This window comes from Pseudomonas sp. PvP001 (genome assembly GCF_040546375.1).
Taxonomy (GTDB): domain Bacteria; phylum Pseudomonadota; class Gammaproteobacteria; order Pseudomonadales; family Pseudomonadaceae; genus Aquipseudomonas; species Aquipseudomonas coleopterorum.
On the sequence record NZ_JBEPNQ010000001.1, the window covers coordinates 769372 to 791566 of the forward strand.

General features: G+C 64.4%; 21 protein-coding genes and 1 pseudogene. 14 read left to right on the top strand and 8 right to left on the bottom strand.

Annotated elements, in window-relative coordinates; all coding sequences use genetic code 11:
* Positions 1 to 28: 28 nt before the first annotated feature.
* From ABMD26_RS03515 to rlmM, 6 genes are all read right to left on the bottom strand, one after another.
* Positions 29 to 1636 (bottom strand): carboxyl transferase domain-containing protein, encoded by a 1608-nt coding sequence (locus tag ABMD26_RS03515; RefSeq protein ID WP_354307922.1) that lies wholly within the window; start codon positions 1634 to 1636, stop codon positions 29 to 31.
* A 51-nt stretch (positions 1637 to 1687) separates the two neighbouring features.
* Positions 1688 to 2866, bottom strand: a complete 1179-nt coding sequence (locus ABMD26_RS03520; protein ID WP_354311791.1) for an isovaleryl-CoA dehydrogenase — start codon at positions 2864 to 2866, stop codon at positions 1688 to 1690.
* A gap of 80 nt (positions 2867 to 2946) precedes the next feature.
* Positions 2947 to 3315 carry a MerR family transcriptional regulator gene (locus ABMD26_RS03525; RefSeq protein WP_056843100.1) on the bottom strand — a complete coding sequence of 123 codons (369 nt, stop codon included), beginning with the start codon at positions 3313 to 3315 and terminating at the stop codon, positions 2947 to 2949.
* A 144-nt stretch (positions 3316 to 3459) separates the two neighbouring features.
* Positions 3460 to 4065, bottom strand: coding sequence for a MiaE family protein (locus tag ABMD26_RS03530; protein WP_134721383.1), 606 nt, complete (start codon positions 4063 to 4065; stop codon positions 3460 to 3462).
* Between the two features lie 87 nt (positions 4066 to 4152).
* Positions 4153 to 4398 (bottom strand): sulfurtransferase TusA, encoded by a 246-nt coding sequence (tusA, locus tag ABMD26_RS03535; protein ID WP_134721384.1) that lies wholly within the window; start codon positions 4396 to 4398, stop codon positions 4153 to 4155.
* Positions 4399 to 4508: 110 nt separating this feature from the next.
* Positions 4509 to 5573 carry a 23S rRNA (cytidine(2498)-2'-O)-methyltransferase RlmM gene (rlmM, locus tag ABMD26_RS03540; RefSeq protein WP_134721385.1) on the bottom strand — a complete coding sequence of 355 codons (1065 nt, stop codon included), beginning with the start codon at positions 5571 to 5573 and terminating at the stop codon, positions 4509 to 4511.
* 138 nt (positions 5574 to 5711) lie between these two features.
* Here rlmM and acnA point away from each other — a divergent pair, with 138 nt between their 5' ends.
* The 10 genes from acnA (at position 5712) to ABMD26_RS03590 (ending at position 16596) form a co-directional block, all read left to right on the top strand.
* Entirely contained in the window at positions 5712 to 8462 is a 2751-nt protein-coding gene (gene acnA, locus ABMD26_RS03545; RefSeq protein ID WP_354307935.1) for an aconitate hydratase AcnA, read from the top strand.
* 295 nt (positions 8463 to 8757) lie between these two features.
* A complete protein-coding gene (locus ABMD26_RS03550; protein ID WP_192065753.1) occupies positions 8758 to 9972 on the top strand; it encodes a PepSY-associated TM helix domain-containing protein in 1215 nt (404 codons plus the stop codon).
* Positions 9969 to 10511, top strand: coding sequence for a PA2404 family protein (locus tag ABMD26_RS03555; RefSeq protein ID WP_354307941.1), 543 nt, complete (start codon positions 9969 to 9971; stop codon positions 10509 to 10511). Before ABMD26_RS03550 ends, ABMD26_RS03555 begins: the two co-directional genes overlap by 4 nt.
* Positions 10508 to 10843: a hypothetical protein gene (locus ABMD26_RS03560; protein ID WP_056843105.1), complete on the top strand. Its 336-nt coding sequence runs from the start codon at positions 10508 to 10510 to the stop codon at positions 10841 to 10843. The genes ABMD26_RS03555 and ABMD26_RS03560 overlap by 4 nt, the downstream gene beginning before the upstream one ends.
* On the top strand, positions 10840 to 11403 hold the full coding sequence (locus tag ABMD26_RS03565) for a DUF6162 family protein (protein WP_354307945.1): 564 nt from the start codon (positions 10840 to 10842) through the stop codon (positions 11401 to 11403). The genes ABMD26_RS03560 and ABMD26_RS03565 overlap by 4 nt, the downstream gene beginning before the upstream one ends.
* Positions 11404 to 11429: 26 nt before the next feature.
* On the top strand, positions 11430 to 12359 hold the full coding sequence (locus ABMD26_RS03570; RefSeq protein WP_049859092.1) for a metal ABC transporter substrate-binding protein: 930 nt from the start codon (positions 11430 to 11432) through the stop codon (positions 12357 to 12359).
* Entirely contained in the window at positions 12356 to 13105 is a 750-nt protein-coding gene (locus ABMD26_RS03575) for a metal ABC transporter ATP-binding protein (RefSeq protein WP_354307951.1), read from the top strand. Before ABMD26_RS03570 ends, ABMD26_RS03575 begins: the two co-directional genes overlap by 4 nt.
* Positions 13105 to 14004 carry a metal ABC transporter permease gene (locus ABMD26_RS03580; protein WP_049859090.1) on the top strand — a complete coding sequence of 300 codons (900 nt, stop codon included), beginning with the start codon at positions 13105 to 13107 and terminating at the stop codon, positions 14002 to 14004. Before ABMD26_RS03575 ends, ABMD26_RS03580 begins: the two co-directional genes overlap by 1 nt.
* Positions 14005 to 14883, top strand: a complete 879-nt coding sequence (locus ABMD26_RS03585) for a metal ABC transporter substrate-binding protein (protein WP_354307955.1) — start codon at positions 14005 to 14007, stop codon at positions 14881 to 14883.
* A gap of 147 nt (positions 14884 to 15030) precedes the next feature.
* Entirely contained in the window at positions 15031 to 16596 is a 1566-nt protein-coding gene (locus tag ABMD26_RS03590; RefSeq protein WP_354307959.1) for a methyl-accepting chemotaxis protein, read from the top strand.
* A gap of 57 nt (positions 16597 to 16653) precedes the next feature.
* On the opposite strand, the gene ABMD26_RS03595 is transcribed toward ABMD26_RS03590, so the two are convergent.
* A complete protein-coding gene (locus ABMD26_RS03595; RefSeq protein WP_090357287.1) occupies positions 16654 to 17310 on the bottom strand; it encodes an alpha/beta family hydrolase in 657 nt (218 codons plus the stop codon).
* Positions 17311 to 17476: 166 nt separating this feature from the next.
* On the opposite strand from ABMD26_RS03595, the gene ABMD26_RS03600 reads away from it, so the two are divergent.
* From ABMD26_RS03600 to ABMD26_RS03615, 4 genes are all read left to right on the top strand, one after another.
* A complete protein-coding gene (locus ABMD26_RS03600; protein WP_043188013.1) occupies positions 17477 to 17686 on the top strand; it encodes a DUF6434 domain-containing protein in 210 nt (69 codons plus the stop codon).
* Positions 17687 to 17770: 84 nt separating this feature from the next.
* The gene (gene yghX, locus ABMD26_RS03605; protein WP_354307968.1) at positions 17771 to 18658 is read left to right on the top strand and encodes a YghX family hydrolase; all 888 of its coding nucleotides are present in this window, start codon (positions 17771 to 17773) and stop codon (positions 18656 to 18658) included.
* Positions 18659 to 18695: 37 nt separating this feature from the next.
* Complete coding sequence (locus ABMD26_RS03610; protein WP_354307972.1) at positions 18696 to 19634, top strand: class I SAM-dependent methyltransferase; 939 nt, start codon at positions 18696 to 18698, stop codon at positions 19632 to 19634.
* A 176-nt stretch (positions 19635 to 19810) separates the two neighbouring features.
* A complete protein-coding gene (locus ABMD26_RS03615) occupies positions 19811 to 19954 on the top strand; it encodes a hypothetical protein (RefSeq protein ID WP_156463138.1) in 144 nt (47 codons plus the stop codon).
* Positions 19955 to 20014: 60 nt separating this feature from the next.
* Here the strand turns inward: ABMD26_RS03615 and ABMD26_RS03620 are convergent.
* Positions 20015 to 22076, bottom strand: a pseudogene (locus tag ABMD26_RS03620) (hybrid sensor histidine kinase/response regulator).
* Positions 22077 to 22195 lie beyond the last annotated feature (119 nt).

Here is a 22195-nt window from a genome sequence, read left to right on the forward strand (position 1 = left end):
GATCCCCGATTCCTGATGAGTGCATGGGCTACATGCGGAAGACGCCGAAGCGGGTTTCGGCCACCGACGCGTTCAACGCCGCCGAAAGCCCGAGTGCCAGCACTGTTCGGGTCTGCGCCGGATCAATCACCCCGTCATCCCACAGCCGCGCCGAGGAATAGAACGCGTGGGCCTGCTCCTCGTACTGTGCCACCAGGGGTTCGGCCAATTGCCGCGCCTGTTCGTCGCTGAACGCCTGTCCCTGGCGCTGCGCCTGCTCCTGCTTGACCTGCACCAACACGCCAGCCGCTTGCTGAGCGCCCATCACGCCGATCTTCGCGTTCGGCCACATCCACAGGAAACGCGGATCGTAGGCGCGCCCGCACATGCCGTAATTGCCCGCGCCGTAGCTGGCGCCAATGATCACGGTGAACTTGGGCACCTGCGCGCAGGCCACTGCGGCGACCAGCTTGGCGCCGTGCTTGGCAATGCCGCCGGCCTCGTATTTCTGGCCGACCATGAACCCGGTGATGTTCTGCAGGAACACCAGGGGAATGCCGCGCTGGCAGGCCAGTTCGATGAAATGCGCGCCCTTCTGCGCAGCTTCGGCGAACAGCACGCCATTGTTCGCCAGAATCGCCACGGGGTAGCCGTGGATGTGGGCGAAACCACAGACCAGGGTCGGCCCGAACAGCGCCTTGAACTCGTCGAAGGCCGAGTCGTCGACGATGCGCGCGATGATCTCGTAGATCGGCAAGGGCTGCTTGGGATCGGTGGGCACCAGGCCGTAGAGCTCATCCGCCGCATGGCGTGGCGGCAAGGGTTCGACGCAGGCCAGCCACCCTTGCTTGCGCCAGTTCAAGCGGGCAACACAGCGACGGGCGATGGCCAGCGCATGCTGATCGTTTTCCGCGTAGTGATCGGCGACCCCCGACTGCCGGCAGTGCAGGTCGGCGCCGCCCAGCGCCTGAGCGCTGACCACCTCCCCGGTGGCCGCCTTGACCAGGGGGGGACCGGCGAGAAAGATGGTTGCCTGATCGCGGACCATGATGGTTTCGTCGCTCATGGCCGGCACATAGGCGCCCCCGGCCGTGCACGAGCCCATGACCACGGCGATCTGGGCGATGCCCTGGGCGCTGAGGGTGGCCTGATTGAAGAAGATCCGCCCGAAATGCTCGCGATCCGGGAACACTTCGTCCTGGCGCGGCAGGTTGGCGCCGCCGGAATCGACCAGGTACAGGCAGGGCAAGCGGTTGTGCTGGGCGATTTCCTGGGCGCGCAGGTGCTTCTTCACGGTCAGCGGGTAATAGCTGCCGCCTTTGACCGTGGCGTCGTTGGCGATGATCATGCATTCGACGCCGGACACCCGGCCGATGCCGGTGATCAGTCCGGCGGCCGCGACCTGTTCGCCGTACACCTCATGGGCGGCCAGCAGCCCGACTTCGAGGAACGCCGAGCCGGGATCGAGCAGCACATCGATGCGCTGGCGCGGCAGGAGTTTGCCGCGGGCGACATGGCGCGCCTGGGCGGCTTCGCCACCGCCCTGGTGGATCTGCGCTGCGCACCGCTGCAGCGTACCGAGTTGCAGCAGCATCGCCTCGCGGTTGGCGACGAAGTCGGCTGAACGTGTGTTGACCTGACTGTGGAGAATGGCCATGGGCATTTCCTGTGCGGGTACGGCACCGATGGGAGGGGCAGCGAGAAAACGTCAGCGCGTCTGCTCGAACAGTTCACGACCGATCAGCATGCGGCGTATCTCGCTGGTGCCTGCACCGATCTCGTAGAGCTTGGCGTCGCGCCACAGACGCCCGGCAGGAAACTCGTTGATGTAGCCGTTGCCGCCGAGGATCTGAATGGCCTCGCCGGCCAGCCAGGTGGCTTTTTCAGCGGCATACAGGATGACCCCGGCGCAGTCCTTGCGGACCTGACGGATCGGTGCCTGGCCCAGCCCATCCAGGTGTCGGCCGACCGCATAGAGATAGGCGCGGCACGCCTGCTGGGTGGTGTACATGTCGGCGAGCTTGCCCTGGATGAGCTGGAATTCGCCGATGCTCTGGCCGAACTGCTGCCGGTCGTGAACATAGGGCAGCACCAGGTCCATGGCCGCCTGCATCAAGCCCAGCGGGCCGGCACTGAGCACGGCGCGCTCGTAGTCCAGACCACTCATGAGCACACCTACCCCCTGCCCCGGCTGGCCGAGCACGTTCTCCACCGGCACCTCGACGTCCTGAAACACCAGTTCACCGGTGTGCGAACCGCGCATGCCCAGCTTGTCGAGCTTCTGCGCGACGCTGAAGCCCGGCGCGCCTTTCTCCACGATGAACGCGGTGATGCCCTTGGCGCCGGCCGCCATGTCAGTCTTGGCGTAGACCACCAGCACGTCGCAGTCCGGGCCGTTGGTGATCCACATCTTGGTGCCGTTGAGCACGTAGCGGTCGCCCCTGAGGTCGGCACGCAGGCGCATGGAGACGACATCGGAACCGGCGTTCGGCTCGCTCATGGCGAGGGCACCTATGTGCTCGCCACTGATCAGCCTGGGCAGGAAACGCGCCTTCTGCTCGGCGCTGCCGTTGCGGTTGATCTGGTTGATGCACAGATTGGAATGGGCCGCGTAGGACAGACCGATGGCGCCCGAGCCGCGGGAGATTTCCTCCATGGCAACCATGTGCGCCAGGTAGCCCATGCCCGTCCCGCCCCACTCCTCAGGCACGGTCAAGCCCAGCAAGCCCATGTCGCCGAACTTGCGCCACAGGTCGGCTGGAAACTGGTCGCTGCGATCGGCTTCGGCGGCGCGCGGGGTGATCTCGCGCGCCACGAAGGCCGCCACCGAATCGCGCAGCATGTCGATGTCTTCGCCAAGGAAGAAATCCAGTCCCGGTACTGAAATCATGTTCATCACTCGCTTTTTTTGTATTTATCAAGGAGATCAAGAAGGTCGAGAAGATCGCAGGGAATGCCCAGCCGCGATCAGGTTTGCAAGGCCACGCGGCACCGCTCCTCGGCGGTGTCGAGTTCCACCTGCATCTGTTCGATGTCGAGCATCTGCTGCTGCAGCTGCGCCCTGCGCTCGGCGATTTTCTCCAGGAACCGATCGAGCTGCTTGCGGTTGCCCGAGGGGTCGTACATGTCGATGAGCTCCTTGCATTCGGCCAGGGAGAACCCGATGCGCTTGCCCCGCAGGATCAACTTCATCGCCACCAGATCGCGCGCCGAGTAGACCCGTTCCTGCCCCCGACGGGTGGGCGCCACCATGCCCTGCTCCTCGTAGAAGCGCAGCGTTCTGGGTGTGACGTCCAGCAGTTGGGATATTTCGGAGATGCTGTAGAGAGTGCTCACGTGGATCTGTTCCCGATGCTTTACGTTAACGTAAACGTCAAGATGCAGTGTGTCAACACGCGGACTGGCATGAAGCGTAGGTCATGTGTGTATTGAAGGAGGGATAGTCAGAAGCGGCGCAACGAATGCGCCGCACGGGCGCGGTCAGGCGAAGGCAGGAACGCCGCTGTGGAAACGGAATTCCGGATCGGGGCTTTCGATCAATTCGGCTTCGGCCACGCGGACCTTGTCGACGGTGCGGGCAATGTCGGCGGCATCGCCGTATTGATGGGCCAGTTTCAGATAGCCCTGGTAGTGCCGCGCCTCGCTCATCAGCAGGCCGTTGTAGAAGGTGCCCAGTTCTTCGTCCAGATGCGGAACCAGCGCCGCGAAGCGCTCGCAGCTGCGCGCCTCGATGAAGGCGCCGACCACCAGGGTGTCGACCAGCTTGACCGGCTCGTGATTGCGTACCTGCTTGCGCAGCGCAGAAGCATAGCGGCCTGCCGACAGCGGTTGCAGCTCGATCTTGCGGCGTTTCATCAGGCGCAGAACCTGCTCGTGATGGACCAGCTCTTCGCGCGCCAGGCGCGACATCATGTTGATCAGGTCAACGTGGGTGCAGTACTTGGCGATCAGGCTCAGGGCCGTGGACGCTGCCTTGAATTCGCAGTTCTTGTGGTCGATCAGCAAGGTGTTCTGGTCGGCCAGCGCGGCCTGGACCCAGGCGTCGGGCGTGGGGCAGCCGAGAAAGGCATGAATTTCAGACAACATGGCCAGGCACCTGGAAAAAAGGGGGCGATTATACCCAGCTCGCCTGCAACTGGGTATGTGCGCCGCACACGGGCCGGGCTGGGGCGATCAGTCGCTTTTCTTGCGGATCCAATAGAGGTAGGTACCGCCCTCCTCCTCTTGCTGCACCAGCTCGTGGCCCAGGAAGACGCAGAACTTGGGAATGTCGCGGCGGGTCGAGGGGTCGGTGGCGATGACTTTGAGCAGGCCACCGGCAGGCAGGTCGCGCACGTGCTGGTGCAGCATCATCACCGGCTCCGGACAGCTCAGGCCAGTCGCATCCAGGGTACGGTCGGCAGACAGGGTTTGGGTCATGAAAAACTCCAGATCAAGCGGGCATTCAGGCAGACGGTCGAGACGGACAGTGTAGCGGCGCAGCGCAGGCCCGGCGCACAGTGCGACCCCAGGCCGCGGCACATCGGGGGTCAGCGTCGGACGCTGTCGAGTCGGCGCAGGTGGCAGGTGACTTCCTCGCGATCATGGTAAAGCTGCTTGCAGCCGATCTGGACCTTGATACCACGGGCCTTGAAGCCATCCTCGATACGGTCGAGCAACCGGCGCACCTCGGCATAGCGCTGTTTCATCGGCAACTTCAGATTGACCACCGCTTCGCGGCAGAGGTTCTCGCCCAGCCAGGTTTCCAGCAGGGCAGCGTTGCGCGCGGGCTTCTCGACGATGTCGCAGACCATCCAGTCCACGGTCTGCTTGGGCTTGTAGGTGAAGCCGTCGGCCATCAGATGAGTGACCAGGCCGGTGTCCATCAGGCTCTGCGCCATCGGCCCGTTGTCGATGGCGGTGACCAGCATGCCGCGGCGGACCAGTTGATAGGTCCAGCCACCGGGCGCGGCGCCCAGGTCCACGCCGGTCATGTCGCCGTGCAGGCGCTCGTCCCACTGCTCGCGGGGAATGAAGTGGTGCCACGCCTCCTCCAGCTTCAGGGTCGAGCGACTGGGCGCCTCGCGTGGGAATTTCAGCCGCGGGATGCCCATCGGCCACATGGCGAAATTGCCCGCCTCGGCTACCCCGAGAAAGACTTCGCGGCCACTCTTGAAGGTGAGCAGCAGGCGCGGCAGGCGGGGATCCTCCACCAGACGGCCGGCACCGAGCAAGGCCTTGCGCAGCGGGGCCTCGAACTTCTTGCAGAAGTTCGACAGCTCCTTGCCATCGTTGGTGTCGAGCACTTCCAGCCACAGGCTGCCGCAGACTGGGTAGGACGACAGCTGTTCGAGCAGCACGCTGATGCGATCGGTTTCGGGCAACTGCACGAAGTCGCCACGCGCCCACTGCCGGGGAAATATCAAGTCACTAAACCGCAACTCGCTCATCAGCCGTGCCGGACCGGCCGGTTCGTGGCAGATGAATTCGGCGCAGGCGGTCTGCGGCTTGGCCTTGGCATAGCCGGCAACCCCCAGCCGTGCGGCGTGTTCAGCGATCTCCGAGCAGACCTCGCCTTCGAAGCCGGGGCGGCAATGCATAAACAACGTATTCATAAAGAGACTTTCACTGCCTGGGGCCGAAATCGGCGCATGATAAAGGAAATCGGAACCCCCGGCATGTACCGGAAGTCCCTCACTGAAAGAACCTGATTATTCAGCCCGTGCCGTGCGGGCCCGAAAAGGAGCTGACAGATGCCTTCCCTCGATAGCCTGAAAACCCTCAACACCCTGGACGTTGCCGGCACGTCCTATCACTACTTCAGCCTGCCCGAAGCCGCCAAGAGCCTGGGCGATCTGCAACGACTGCCGATGTCGCTCAAGGTGCTGCTGGAAAACCTGCTGCGCTGGGAAGACGGCAAGACCGTCACCGGCGAAGACTTGCGGGCCCTTGCCGACTGGCTGCATGAGCGCCGCTCCGACCGCGAGATCCAGTACCGCCCGGCGCGCGTACTGATGCAGGACTTCACCGGGGTGCCGGCCGTGGTCGACCTGGCTGCAATGCGCGCCGCAGTGGCCAAGGCCGGTGGCGACCCACAGCGAATCAATCCGCTGTCGCCGGTGGATCTGGTGATCGACCACTCGGTGATGGTCGACCGCTATGCCAGCGAACAGGCGTTCGAGGAAAACGTCGACATCGAAATGCAGCGCAACGGTGAGCGCTATGCGTTCCTGCGCTGGGGCCAGAGCGCGTTCGACAATTTCAGCGTGGTGCCACCGGGCACCGGCATCTGCCACCAGGTCAACCTGGAGTACCTGGGCCGCACGGTCTGGACCAAGGAAGAGGACGGCCGCACCTACGCCTTCCCCGACACCCTGGTGGGAACCGACTCGCACACCACCATGATCAACGGCCTGGGCGTGCTGGGCTGGGGCGTCGGCGGCATCGAAGCCGAAGCGGCCATGCTCGGCCAGCCGGTTTCGATGCTGATCCCCGAAGTCATCGGCTTCAAGCTCACTGGCAAGCTCAAGGAAGGCATCACCGCCACCGACCTGGTGCTGACCGTGACGCAGATGCTGCGCAAGAAAGGCGTGGTCGGCAAGTTCGTCGAATTCTACGGTGACGGCCTGGCCGATCTGCCCCTGGCGGACCGGGCGACCATTGCCAACATGGCGCCGGAGTACGGTGCGACCTGCGGCTTCTTCCCGGTGGACGACGTGACCCTGGGCTATCTGCGCCTGTCCGGTCGGCCGGAAGCGACGGTGCAGTTGGTCGAGGCCTACTGCAAGGCGCAAGGCATGTGGCGCCTGCCCGGCCAGGAGCCAGTGTTCAGCGACACCCTGGCGCTGGACATGGGCGAGGTCGAGGCCAGCCTGGCGGGCCCCAAGCGTCCCCAGGACCGCGTGGCACTGCCCAAGGTCAGCGCAGCGTTCAACGACTTCATCGGTCTGCAGCTCAAGCCGACCAGCAAGGAAGAAGGTCGCCTGGAAAGCGAAGGTGGCGGTGGCGTGGCCGTGGGCAATGCCGACCAGACCGAGGGCACGCCCTACACCTGGCGTGGCCAGACGCACAATCTGCAACACGGAGCGGTAGTCATCGCCGCCATTACCTCGTGCACCAACACCTCCAACCCCAGCGTGATGATGGCTGCCGGGCTGGTGGCCAAGAAAGCGGTCGAAAAAGGCCTGACCACCAAGCCTTGGGTCAAGACGTCGCTGGCTCCGGGCTCCAAGGTGGTGACCGACTACTACAAGGCAGCTGGCCTGACCCAATACCTGGACACCTTGGGCTTCGACCTGGTGGGTTACGGCTGCACCACCTGCATCGGCAACTCGGGGCCGCTGGACGAACCCATCGAGCAGGCCATCCAGAGCGCCGATCTGACCGTCGCTTCGGTGCTCTCGGGCAACCGCAACTTCGAGGGCCGGGTGCATCCGCTGGTGAAGACCAACTGGCTGGCTTCGCCGCCACTGGTGGTGGCCTATGCCCTGGCTGGCAGTGTGCGCACCGACATCAGCAGCGAACCGTTGGGCACCGGCACCGATGGCCAGCCGGTCTATCTGCGCGACATCTGGCCGACTCAGCAGGAGATCGCCGACGCCGTGGCCAAGGTCGATACGGCCATGTTCCACAAGGAGTACGCCGAAGTCTTCGCCGGCGATGCACAGTGGCAGGCCATCGAGGTGTCGAAGGAGCCCACCTATGTCTGGCAGGCGGATTCGACCTACATCCAGCATCCGCCTTTCTTCGAGGACATTGCCGGTCCGGCCCCGGTCATCGCCGACGTGAAGGACGCCCGCATTCTGGCATTGCTGGGGGATTCGGTGACCACTGACCACATCTCCCCTGCCGGCAACATCAAGGCCGACAGTCCCGCTGGACGTTACCTGCGCGGCAAGGGCGTGGAACCGCGAGACTTCAACTCCTATGGCTCGCGCCGTGGCAACCACGAAGTGATGATGCGCGGCACGTTCGCCAACATCCGTATCCGCAACGAAATGCTCGGGGGCGAAGAAGGCGGCAATACCCTGTTCATTCCGACGGGTGAAAAACTGCCGATCTACGACGCAGCCATGCGCTACCAGGCAGCAGGAACACCGCTGGTAGTCATTGCCGGTCAGGAGTACGGGACCGGCTCCAGCCGCGACTGGGCGGCCAAGGGGACCAACCTGCTCGGCGTCAAGGCCGTGGTGGCCGAGAGCTTCGAGCGCATTCACCGCTCCAACCTGGTCGGCATGGGTGTGCTGCCGCTGCAATTCACCAACGGCCAGAGCCGCAAGAGCCTGGGGCTGACCGGGCAAGAGACGCTGGACATCGTTGGTTTGACGGGTGCGCATCTGCAGCCGCACATGCGCCTGGACCTGATCATCCGTCGCGAAGGCGGCGAGGAGGAAACCGTGGAGCTGCTGTGCCGGATCGACACCCTCAATGAGGTGGAGTATTTCCGCTCCGGGGGGATCCTGCATTATGTGTTGCGTCAGTTGATTGGTAATCCGGTGGTGTGATTGAGCCACGCCTGGCTTGTACGTGGTGAATCTGCGACACCGTGTCTGACGCTGAAGCGGCTTGCGCTGCTGCTACAGGGATCTCAGGTTTCTGTAGCAGCGGCGCAAGCCGCGTCCGGGTACTACTGCTTGATTGAAACATTCGGTTTCAAATAAACGCGCCTCATATTCATTTGGTTCTTGTTCTCATTCTTGTTTATCCAGTGCAATAGCGGCCTTCCAAATCGGTGGCCACCTGTTCGCTGGAGCCGCAGCCTGCCTAGCTGTCGGTGTCGTGAATCGAGAACGTTTTCCCATGTCCAAGAAATCCCGCTCGAAAATCTGGTTTCTGGTGCACAGCTGGTTGGCCCTGCCGATCTGGTTCTTCGTGCTGATCGTTTGCGTCACCGGCACGCTGGCGGTGGTCAGCACCGAAATCATGTGGCTGATCAACCCGGAAATGCGCGCCAACAAGCCGTCCGATGACGCCCAGCCGTTGAACTACGACCAGTTGATGAGCGCCATCCAGCGCGATCATCCCGAACTGCGCGTCAGCAACCTCACCCACCCGGATGGCGACTACTTCGCGGTCAACGCCAGCGTGACCTACCCGGACGGCCGTTCACCCACGGTCTACGTGAACCCCTACACCGGCGCGCTGCAAGGCGTCAGTCCGGCATTCGATTTCCCGGCCTTCACCCGCGCCCTGCATGGCTGGTGGCTGGTGCCCTTCACCAACGGTTTCTCCTGGGGCTGGTACCTGGTGTCGTTCCTCGGGCTGCCGTTGCTGGTGTCGCTGATCACCGGGCTGGTGGTCTACAAGAAGTTCTGGAAGGGCTTCCTCAAGCCCACCCTGCGCCTGAACCAGGGCGCCCGCGTGTTCTGGGGCGATTTCCACCGTCTCAGCGGCATCTGGTCGATCTGGTTCATCGCCGTGATCGCGATCACCGGCGTGTGGTTCCTGATTCGCGCCATCCTCTACGACAACCAGATCAGCATCTCCAGCTATTCACCGGTGACTTCGGTGATCGCGCGGGCCGACGTACCGCTGGTGGCCAATGGCACCCCGGCACCGATGATTCCGGTCGAACAGGCGATTGCCGTGGTCAAGCAGCAGGTGCCCGACCTGGATGCCAGCTACGTGTCCCTGCCGCTCAATGCCTACAGCCCGATGGAAGTCGGCGGTCGCAGCTGGTACCCGCTGATGTTCCAGACCGCCAGCATCAACCCCTACACGGGGCAACTGATCAGCTCGCATTTGCTCGGCGACCGCAACGCGCTGGAGTTCGTCACCGAATCCATGCGCCCGCTGCACACCGGTGACTTCGGGGGCCTGTGGATCAAACTCATCTGGGCCTTCTTCGGCCTGCTGCTGAGCATGATGGTGCTCAGCGGCCTGATGATCTGGAGCAAGCGCACGGCCCTGGCGACGGCCCAGGCGTTCAAGCGCAGCAATCGCCAGGAAGCCGCGCAGATGCCCGTCGGCGACCTGCGTCCGATGGCCCATACCACCGCGGAGCGCAGCCTGTGAGCCGAGTCGTCACTGCCCCTTCGCCCTCGCCGCTATCGCGTTTGTGGCGCAAGTGGCGCTTCCACATCAACGTGTTGCTGGTGCTGATTCCACTTGGCTTCATGCCGCACTACTTTGCCGAAAACGCCATGGATCGCGGTGACAGCGGGTTGGGCGAACGCACCGTCGGCGACATCGCCGTCGGGCCCTGGAGCCTGACCCTGGCCGAGCGCCGCATCGAAGGCCCGACCGCCGAAAGCGGTCAGGACATCAAGTACTTCACCGCTGCCCTGTGCAAGTCCTGCATCGATCAGGTCAAGGCCACCTACCTGCGCATCGGCAAGCCGCGCAGCCTGAGGGCTGCGGGCGTGATCTTCTTCGGCAGCGGCTATCGCATGTTCGCCGGCCTGCCGGTGCCGAGCAAAACCGAGACCGATGCACAGCTGTGGATCACCATGGAAGGCTGGGACGGCTCCATGCATCAGACCTCCATTCCCTTGAGCCAGGCGTCGCCAGCAACGGTGGCCTGGCTGAAGAACCGCCAAGGAACCCAACCATGATCCGCGTTTCATTCCCCCGCTGGCCCGCCCTCATGCTCGGGCTGCTCGCCGCCGCCTGCAGCAGCGTTGCCCTGGCCCACAACCCCATGTGCGAATGCAAACAGATCGACGACCAGCAGATTCGCTGCACAGGGGGGTTCTCCGATGGCAGCGGCGCGCCGGGGGTGACCCTGGACGTGGTCGGCTATGACGAAAGCATTCTGGTGCCCGGCAAGCTGGGCAGCGATTCGACGGTGACCTTCAAGCGTCCCGATGCCGAATTCTATGTGCTGTTCGATGCCGGCCCCGGCCATGTCGTGGAAATCGACCAAGCCGACATCCAAGCCCCATGAGTACGCCAGTCACCCAGATCGTCCGCCCTGCCGGGGCGGGTCATGAAACCCTCTACGTCGGCCTGCTCTGCCTGTTCATCCTGCTGGCCGCAGCCGGCGTGGTGGCCTGGCACGGTGTCAGCCACGAGCCCGTGGCGGTGCCGGCCCATCAGCTCGACGCACGGCGCGACCTGACGCCTGCCGAACAGGGCATCTACGCCGACTTGCGGGTGACCTTGGACGAGGTGCGCCTGCTCGCCGAGGAACAGCCCGAACCGGTGACGCCTACGCAGTTGGCCAGCGAAGGCTTCGCACCCTTCGCCCAGGACGCCAGCTCGGTCAGCCGCGGTGGTCACACCTGGGAAATGGTTCAGAGCTCCTATGTGGGCCTGAGCCAGGCGCCCGAGGTTGCCGGTTCGTTCCTGCTGCGGGTGAACGGGCCCGACGCGGATGTCTGGATCAATCGCGCTTCTTCAGCCAGCACACCCTCGCAGATGGATGACAAGACGCTCGCCGCCGCCGGCTGGCAACAGGTGATCGCCCAGTTCGACACCGGTGTCACCCGCCAGCACCGCCATTGAATACGCCCTCTTCCCCAGGATTTTCCATGCCCCGATCTATCGCCCGCCGTCCGTTGCTGCGACTCCTGTCCGTCGCAGTCCTGGGTACCCTGCTCAACAGCACCGCCTGGGCCGCCGACGGCAAACCGCTGCGCATCGGCATCACCCTGCACCCCTACTACAGTTATGTGGCGAACATCGTCGGCGACAAGGCCGAGGTGGTGCCGTTGATCCCGGCCGGGTTCAACCCCCATGCGTACGAGCCTCGGGCCGAGGACATCAAGCGCATCGGCAGCCTGGACGTGGTGGTGCTCAATGGCGTCGGCCATGACGACTTCGCCGACCGCATGATCGAAGCCAGCGAAAAGCCTGACATCGCCGTGATCGAGGCCAATGCCGACGTGCCACTGCTGGCCGCCACCGGGACCATGGCCCGCGGCGCCGGCAAGGTGGTCAACCCGCACACCTTTCTGTCCATCAGCGCTTCCATTGCTCAGGTCAACAACATTGCCCGCGAACTGGGCAAGCTCGATCCGGACAACGCCAGGTTCTACACCGCCAATGCCCGGGCCTACGGCAAGCGCCTGCGCACGCTGCGCGCCGATGCCCTGGCCAAGCTGACCCAGGCACCCAACGCCGAGCTGCGGGTCGCCACGGTGCACGCGGCCTATGACTACCTGCTGCGCGAGTTCGGCCTGGAAGTCACTGCCGTGGTCGAGCCGGCCCATGGCATCGAACCCAGCCCCAGCCAGTTGAAGAAGACCATCGACCAGTTGCGGGCACTGGACGTCAAGGTGATCTTCTCGGAGATGGATTTCCCCTCGACCTATGTCGAAACCATCCAGCGCGAATCGGGCGTCAAGATGTACCCGCTCTCGCACATTTCCTATGGCCAATACAGCGCCGACAAGTACGAGAAGGAAATGGGCGGCAATCTCGACACCGTGGTACGGGCGATTCAGGAGGCCGGCGCATGACCGCGGCCGAACCCCTCACCCTGGCTCGCTGCGGGCCTGCCATCGACTTCGATCAGGTCGGCCTGGTGCTGGGCCGTACGCAGATTCTCGACGATGTCAGCTTCCGCGTGGCCAGCGGCAGCGTGCATGCGCTGGTCGGGCCCAACGGCGGTGGCAAGAGCTCGCTGATCAAGACCCTGCTGGGGCAGATGCCCCACCGCGGGCAACTGAGCCTGCAATGGCCGGGCAGTCCCGGCGTGATCGGCTACGTGCCGCAGGCGCTGGAGTTCGACCGTGGCCTGCCGATGACGGTCGACGACTTCATGGCCGCCATGTGCCAGCGGCGTCCTGCTTTTCTCGGCCTGTCCAGGCACTATGCCGGCGCCATTGGCGAAGCGCTCGAACGCGTGGGCATGCAGGACAAGCGCAAACGGCGCATGGGCGCGCTGTCCGGCGGTGAACGCCAGCGCGTGCTGCTGGCACAGGGCCTGATTCCGGCACCGCAGTTGCTGATTCTCGACGAGCCCATGTCTGCCCTCGACGAGGCCGGTATCCAGGTGTTCGAGCGTCTGCTGCTGGCCTGGCAGCAGGCTGGCATTACCGTAATGTGGATCGAGCATGACCTGGAAGCCGTCAAGCGTCTGGCCGACCGGGTCACCGGGCTCAACCGCCGCGTGCTGTTCGACGCCACGCCTGCCGAGGCGCTCACGCCGGAGCGACTGCTGACGCTGTTCTCCACCCATCCCCGCGCCGGAGGCCTCGCCTGATGGACTACGAACAGTTTCGTCTGGCCATCCAGGGCCTGGCCTCGGACGGTTATCTGCCCGCTGCGCTGGCCTACGGATTCGTGGTCAACGCCTTGATCGCCGGCCTGCTGATCGGTCCGGTCCTGGGCGGCCTGGGCACCCTGGTGGTGGTCAAGCGCTTCGCGTTCTTCTCCGAAGCGGTGGGCCATGCCGCACTGACCGGCGTGGCCATCGGCATCCTGCTCGGCGAACCCTACACCGGACCCTACGGCAGCCTGTTCGGCTACTGCCTGTTGTTCGGCATCGTGCTCAATTACCTGCGCAACCGCACCGGCCTGGCGCCGGATACCCTGATCGGCGTATTCCTCTCGGTATCCCTGGCCCTGGGAGCCAGCCTGCTGCTGACCCTGGCCGGCAAGATCAACGTGCACATTCTCGAGAACGTGCTGTTCGGTTCGGTGCTGACGGTGAACGGCAACGACCTGCTGGTACTGGCCGTGGTCGGCGCGCTGGTGCTGAGCCTGAGCCTGCCGCTGTACAACCGCATCATGCTGGCCAGCTTCAACCCGCAACTGGCCGCCGTACGCGGCGTGGCGGTAAAAGCGCTGGATTACCTGTTCGTGATTCTGGTGACGCTGATCACCGTGGCGGCGGTCAAGGTCATCGGCGCGATCCTGGTCGGTGCGCTGCTGGTGATACCGGCAGCGGCGGCGCGGCTCTTGAGCCAGTCGCTGAAGGGGTTCTTCTGGATCTCGGTGATCATCGCCACGCTGAGCACGCTGTGCGGGATCCTGCTGCCGATCCTCTTCGATCTGCCGGTACCCTCCGGTGCCGCCATCATCCTGGTCGCAGGCGTGGCCTTCGCCCTCGCCGCCATCGCCCGCGGCACCTTGCCCAGCCTCAGAGGGAACATCGGATAAATGTCTATTCTGCGCAAACTGACAGCGGCCCTGACCCTGTGTGCGGTGCTCGCCCCCGCCGCCTTCGCCGCCGAGCCCGTGAAAGTCCTCGCCAGCCTGCCGATCACCTACGGCCTGGGCCAGTTGCTGCTCAAGGACAGCGGTGTGCAGCTGCAGCGTGCAGCCGCGGCCAACCTGCCCGGCTCCCGGCAGAATGCCTATTTCACCGGCCGCGGTGCAGAAGCCCTGGCCGGCCTGGCCAGCTCCGCCGATGCGGTGATCGGACTGCGCTCGCTGTGGTCCGATGATTCGCTGTACCCGCTGGCGCGTCGCAGTAACATTCGCATCGTCGAGATCGACGCGGCGCGCCCGGTGGACGGGGTACTGCCTGGTATCGCCGTCCAGCCCGGCGTCAGTGGCCTGAACAGCCAGCCTTGGTTGTCGAGCAACAACATGGGGCGCATGGCCGATGTCATGGCTGCCGATCTGGTGCGTCTGGCACCCGCCGCCAAACCGCGGATCGATGCCAATCTGGCCGCGCTCAAGCAGCAGTTGCTCAAGCTCAGCGCCGACAGCGAAGCCCGCCTGGCCAAGGTCGAGAATGTCAGCGTGATCAGCCTCAGCGACCGCTTCGCCTACCTGACCGCCGGGCTCAACCTGGACACGGTCGCCACCCAGGCGCTCACAGACGAGCAATGGGATGCCGCGCAACTGGAGAACCTGAGCACGACGCTCAAGGACAACGACGTCGCCCTGGTCATCGACCATCGGCAACCCCCCGAAGCGGTCAAGGCGGCCATCACCGCCGCAGGTAGCAAACTGCTGGTATTGGCCGAGGAAAGCGATGACCCGGTCGCCGACCTGCAGGCGCACATGAACGCCATCATCCAGGCCCTCTAACCCCTTCCTGGCCAAGGGCGATGCGCATGCTTCGCCCTTGGCCTGACGGCGCACGCCCCCCCGCCCCCGCTCCTGCCGAAATTCGATTCAACCTTTTTCCGACTCGGCCGAGAACCTGTCAAAGCCCCACGGAATGAATGGACACTCATGCGTAACAATCAGCCTATCACCCAGCGCGAACGGACTTTCCCTGCTCAACAGCGCCTGATTTCTACGACCGACACTCAAGGAATGATCACCTACTGCAACGATGCGTTCGTGGAGATCAGCGGGTTCACCCGGGACCAGCTGATTCGCGCGCCGCACAACACCGTGCGCCATCCGGACGTCCCGCCGGCGGTGTTCGAGCACATGTGGGCGACCCTGCGCCAGGGTCTGCCGTGGATGGGTATCGTCAAGAACCGCTGCGAGAACGGCGACTACTACTGGGTCAATGCCTACGTCACCCCGGTGCTGGAAAACAAGCAGGTGGTGGGTTACGAATCGGTGCGAGTCAAGCCGACCGCCGAGCAGGTACGCCGCGCCCAGGCGCTCTACGAGCGCCTGAACAAAGGCAGATCCGCAGTACCCGGCAGCGATCGCTGGATGCCGGTGGTACAGGATTGGCTGCCGTTCATTCTGGTCAGCCAGATCAGCTTCATGATCGGCGCCTGGCTCAATACGTCGTGGGGCTTCGCCCTGGCGGCAGGCCTGTCGATTCCCTTGGGCCTGATCGGCCTGAGCTGGCAGCAGCGCGGCATCAAGCGCCTGCTCAAGCTGGCGGATCAGACCACGTCCGACCCGCTCATCGCGCAGATGTACACCGACAGCCGCGGCGCCCAGGCGCGTCTGGAAATGGCCATCCTCAGTCAGGAAGCGCGCCTCAAGACCTGCCTGACCCGTCTGCAGGACACCGCCGAACACCTGACCGGCCAGGCCCGGCAGTCGGACGCCCTGGCTCACCAGAGCTCCCAAGGCCTGGACCGTCAGCGCCTGGAAACCGAACAGGTCGCCGCGGCGGTGAACCAGATGGCGGCCACCACCCAAGAGGTCGCCAGCCATGTACAGCGCACCGCCGACGCCACTCAGGAAGCCAATCGCCTGACCAGTCGCGGCCGCGACATCGCTGGTGAAACCCGCGAGGCGATCCAGCGATTGTCGGTGGTGGTGGGCGAAACGGGGCAGACCGTGACGCAGCTGGCCAAGGACAGCGACGAGATCGGCGGTGTGGTGGATGTGATCAAGGGCATCGCCGACCAGACCAACCTGTTGGCGCTCAACGCGGCCATCGAAGCGGCGCGGGCTGGCGAAATGGGTCGCGGCTTTGCCGTGGTCGCCGATGAAGTCCGCCAACTGGCGCAACGCACCAGCGAATCGACCGGGCAGATCCACGGGCTCATCGCCAAGTTGCAGCAGACCGCGAACAACGCGGTGCAAACCATGGATGCCGGTCACCGCCAGGCCGAAGATGGCGTGGCCCGGGTGCTGGAGGCCGACCGCGCATTGATCGGCATCAGCGAGGCGGTGGCCAACATCACCGACATGACCACCCAGATCGCCGCAGCCACCGAAGAGCAAAGCGCGGTGGCCGAGGAGATCAGCCGCAACATCACCACCATCTCGCACTTGGCCGATGAAACCAGCGAGCAGGCGCAGAACTCGGCCTTGCTCAGCGAAGAGCTGACCAAGACCGCCAACAGCCAGTACTCGCTGGTGGAGCGCTTCAACCGCTGATCGGCCTCTGGATTAGCGGCGCCGCCTCCACGGCAGCCCGCGCGTCCAGCCTGCAGATCAGGACAGAAAAGCCACGATCCGGTCGGCAGCGGTCTGCAGATGCTGGTCGTGGCTGAACCCCGAGGCCTTCAACGGCTTCAGATCGTGGTCAGCCGCGCTCAACCAGTACATTTCGATCTCTTCCGACAGTTCATAGCCCGCCACCGTCTCGCAGTTGCCCAGTGCATCGCGTTCGCCCTGAATGATCAGGGTCGGCGTGCGCAGCTTGGCCAAGTGCTCGACGCGCGGTTTCTCCGGTTTGCCCGCCGGGTAGAACGGATACCCCAGGCACACCAGCGCATCGGCGCCCAATTCGTCGGCCAGCAGGCTGGCCATGCGTCCGCCCATGGACTTGCCGCCCACCGCCAGGGTTCCGGTCACCAGGGGACGCACCAGGGCGTAGGCCTGTCGCCAGCTCTCCAGCAAGCTCGCCTGCGGGCTGGGCGGACGTTTGCTGCCGCCACTGCGGCGCTGGGCCATGTAGGGAAACTCGAAGCGCACTACGCTGACACCGGTGGCCGCCAGACGCTCGGCCATGGCGTTCATGAACGGGCTGTCCATGGGCGCTCCGGCACCGTGCGCCAGGATCAGGCAAGGCGCCTGGGCGCCGGTCTGGGCGGGATTCCACAGCCAGCCGTTGTCTTGCATGCGTTGGGTCCACTGGTCTTCGCTCATGATCTTTCCATCGACGTTTGGCACTATTGGCGATTTACGGACTCTGAGGCAAAACGCGGCGCAGGAACAGTGCCCGATGCAGGATGGCGCTACACTGAGCCGTCATGTGCAGTGCCATGATCCAGCCACGCCTCTCCCCAACTCTTTTCGCCAAGGATAGCGATTCATGAACTTCGACTGGCACAGCGCGCCCATCACTCGTTACACCCCGTTGGACCGAGGCTATCGCAACACGCAAAACGTGCGGCGCTTCCTCACCGAGGCCTGCGGCCCCAGCTTTCATTTCGACCGCGCCTTCATGGCCTGGCTCAAGAGCGGCGAGGCCAAGACCATGGGCCAGGTCGCAGATCACTGGAAGCTGATGCATCGGCGCTGACGCATGAAGCGGTGGCCGGGTGGCAAAACGCTGCTTTAATGAGTGCAACCCTCACCGCCCAGTGTCCTGCGACAGGAGTACCCGATGGATCGCCTCAGTGCCAAAGACTTCTCCCCCGAGCTGCTCGAGCTGTACGACTTCTACGCTCACGGCAAGATCAACCGCCGCGAGTTTCTCGACCGTGCCGCGTTGTTCACTTTCGGTGGGCTGACCGCGGGCGCATTGCTGGCCAGCCTGAGCCCCAACTACGCGCTGGCCCAGCAGGTGGAATTCACCGACCCGCAGATCATTGCCGAGTACGTCACCTACCCGTCGCCGAACGGTCACGGTCAGGTGCGCGGCTATCTGGTGCGGCCGGCCCAGGCGACCGGCAAGGTCCCTGGCGTGGTGGTGGTGCACGAAAACCGTGGCCTGAACCCCTATATCGAAGACGTCGCGCGACGGGTCGCCAAGGCTGGCTACATGGCGCTGGCGCCCGATGGGCTGACCTCGGTCGGCGGCTACCCCGGCAACGACGACAAGGGCCGAGCCTTGCAGGAGAAAGTCGACCCGACCAAGTTGATGAACGACTTCTTCGCCGCGATTCCGTGGCTGATGCAGCATGAGGGCAGCACCGGCAAGGTCGGCATGACCGGCTTCTGCTATGGCGGTGGCGTGTCCAATGCCGCGGCGGTGGCCTATCCGGAGCTGGCCTGCGCGGTGCCCTTCTATGGCCGACAGGCCGATGCCAAGGATGTGCCGAAGATCAAGGCACCCCTGCTGCTGCATTTCGGCGAGCTGGACACACGCATCAACGAGGGCTGGCCGGCCTACGAAGCGGCGCTCAAGGCTGCGGGCAAGACCTACGAGGCATACATCTACCCCGGCGCCAACCATGGCTTTCACAACGATTCCACCCCTCGCTACGACAAGGTCGCAGCCGACCTGGCCTGGGAGCGTACTCTGGGCTGGTTCGAAAAGTACCTGAGCTGACGTAGAATGCCGGCCCTTTGCAGCCGTGATTTGAACCATGAACGCCGACGCCCTCGCCACCTTGCACCCACACCTGCTCCAGGCCCTCGCCCAGCCACCCGTGGAAACCCGCCGGCTGTTTCACGGCCGCGGGCGGCGCTGGCCAGGGCTTGAGCAACTGACGGTCGATTGGATGCAGGGCATCGTGCTGGTGTCGCTGTTCAAGGAGCCGCCGCCCGAGCAACTGACCGCCTTGCAACATCTGTTGACCCAACTCGGCGAGTCGCCGGAGTGGGCCAGCAGCGGCGCGCGCAGCCTTGCCCTGCAACACCGCTATCTACCCACCAGCGATGTGCAATGGCTGGTCGGCGAGGCGCAAGAGCAGGCGATCCTGACCGAAAACGGTCTGCACTACCGTATCGACCTGGGGCGCAAGCAGAACAACGGGCTGTTTCTGGACATGCGCTACGGCCGCGACTGGGTACGGGAGAACGCCCAGGGCCGACGGGTGCTCAACCTGTTCGCCTACACCTGTGGGTTCTCCGTGGCCGCGATCGCCGGTGGCGCTGCCCATGTGGTGAACCTGGACATGTCGCGCGCCGCCCTGAGCCGGGGACGTGAGAACCATCACCTCAATGGTCACGACCTGGGCAAGGTCAGTTTCCTGGGGCACGATCTGTTCAAGTCCTGGGCGCGAGTCAGCAGGGACGGCCCATACGACATGGTCATCATCGACCCGCCGTCGTTCCAGAAAGGCAGCTTTCTGCTGACCAAGGATTACCAGCGGGTGCTGCGTCGCCTGCCGGAACTGCTCAGCGAATCGGGTGTGGTACTGGCCTGCATGAACGATCCGGCGCTGGGCCCGGAGTTTCTCGTCGAGGAATTGCGTCGCGAGGCGCCGGGCCTGCATCTGGAGCGACGCCTGGACAATCCGCCGGAATTTGCCGACATCGATCCGGCCAGTGGCCTCAAGGCGCTGGTGTTCGTGCAGGGTTGAATGGGTATGGCGAAGGGAGGATCAGAGGGGGCCTAACATACCGTACGGCGACTGACCATCTTAAATATTGAACGCTTTTGCGTGCCTGGCGAACCAAGTAAAAGAGAGCCACCGGGAGGTGAGAGTCCCGGCGGCTCGGGTGACACATCGAATGAAACCCTTGAGAGGTATCCGCCATGTCAGCGCAGGAATATAACACCATCCGCCACACCCCTGTCAGTGCATTGGGTTCGATCCCGGCCAGTCAGTTGATCGCTTTTGTCGAAGCCTGCCGTCCGCTGGTGCGCGACGCGATCCTGAATGCCAGATTGACCCGATGAGCCTGCTGGTAGTGTGCAGCCCCGCCATGGCGGGGCTTTTTAATGTCTGCAGAACCGGTTTCAGGGCTGACGCTGGGTGATCAGGGTGCGCACCCGCTCGCTCAACGCTTCCAGCGCGAACGGCTTGGTCAGCACCTCGGTGCACGGTTGCAGATGGCATTGGTCCAGGGTCAGGTTCTGCGCATAGCCGGTGATGTACAGCACAGGCAGTCCAGGTCGAGTCACCCGCCCCATCTCTGCCATCTGCCGGCCATTCAGGCCGCCCGGCAGGCCCACGTCCGTCACCAGCAGATCGATGCGCACCGTCGACTGCAGCAGCTCGCGCCCCTGAGCGCTGTCTGCGGCCTGCAGGACCACATAGCCCAGACTTTCCAGCAACTCGGCCACGGCGTCGCGCACCGACGCCTCGTCGTCGACCACCAGCACCGTCTCGCCGGCACCGCCCGTGTCGATCGGTGCATGACCGGCATCGACGGGCGCGACATCCATGCCGGCACAATGCCTGGGCAGGTACAGGCTGACCGTAGTGCCGTGGCCTGGCTTCGACTGGATCTTCACCAGTCCGCCGGATTGCCGGGCGAATCCGTAGATCATGGACAAGCCAAGGCCGGTGCCCTCCCCGACCGGTTTGGTGGTGAAGAACGGCTCGAACACCTTGGCCATCACCTCGTCGGTCATCCCCAGAGCCGTTGTCGGTAACATGTAGCGCCAGGTACTCCCCTGCCTGCACCTCGTGGTTGTACTCGTCACTGTAGGGCAACCACTGGTTCGCGGTTTCGATGGTGATGCGGCCACCCGCAGGCATGGCGTCGCGAGCGTTGATGCACAGGTTGAGCAACGCGTTTTCCAGCTGCGTCGGATCGATCAGGGCGGTCCATAACGCAGGGGTATCGCGCACACTCACTTCGATGGCCGGTCCGACCGAACGCCGCACCAATTCTTCCAGGCCACGAATCAGCGCGTTGACGTCGGTCGGCACCGGCGCCAGGGTCTGGCGACGGGAGAACGCCAGCAGGCGATGGGTCAGCGACGCGGCACGCTTGACCGCGCCCTGGGCCACGTCCAGATAGCGCTCCAGATCATCGATACGCCCCTGCTTGAGGCGCATGTGCATCAACTCCAGGCTTCCGGACAGGCCCGCCAGCAGGTTGTTGAAGTCGTGGGCGATGCCGCCGGTCAGTTGGCCCACGGCCTCCATCTTCTGCGCCTGATGCAGCGCCGCCTCGGCCTTTTCCCGTTCGGCGATGGCGATGCGCACGCGCTCTTCGAGGGTCTGGTTCAGCTCCATGACGGCAGCCTCGGCCTTCTTGCGTGCCGTGACGTCGATGGACGAGCCGATCAGGCCGATGACTTCGCCGTCCTCGTCCACGAGAGGCGTCTTGAGCGACAGCCAGGTCGCCGCCGTGCCGTCGGGAAGGCGGACTTCTTCTTCCACTTCCTGGGTGTGGCGGCCTTCCATGATGCGCCGGTCGGTCTCCATGATCACCCTGGCCTGGACCTTGTCTTCCAGAAACTCCAGGTCGGTGCGGCCGATGTACTGCTCGGGCGGTTTGCCGATGAGTTCGCTGGTGCCGCGGTTGGCCACCAGCATCCGCCCCTGGCGATCCTTGGCGTAGACCACACCCGGCACGGCGGCGGTGAAGGTGCGCAGCAGGTGGGTCATGCGATCGCGTTCGGCCTCGGCGGCGCGGCGCTTCTGAATGTCCAGCAGGACACCGGGAAAGCGCTGGGGCCGGCCGGCTGCGTCGAATTCCACATGGCCGTTGGCTTCGATCCAGCGATAGCTGCCATCGCTTTGCAGCACTCGATACTCGCAGCGGTAATGACCGCCGTTGCCGAGCGTCTCGAACACGGCCGCCTCGACCCGGGGCCGATCCTGCGGGTGAACGCCGGCCATGGCCTCTTCCAGCGGCAGGCCTTGTGCGCAGACCTTGGCGGACAGGCCGAAGGTGCGGGCGAAGCGGTCGTCAGCACTGAAGTGGTCGGCTGCGACATCCCACACCCAGGTGCCCACGATCGCCCCGGTGTTGAGGGCCAGCTGCAAGCGCTCGGCCGTATCGGGAGCGTTCGGCTCGTCAGGCGCGCAGGGATCGCGAGGGTGTTCGGGAGGCTGGGTCGGCATATCGGCTCACAGCGGAACGCAGGGTGCGCTGATGGTGACCTTGACGTAGGGGTAATACAAGCCTGAGCAACGCAAAATCCCCGTAGCAGCGGCGCGAGCCGCGTCCGGCTGCACTGCGT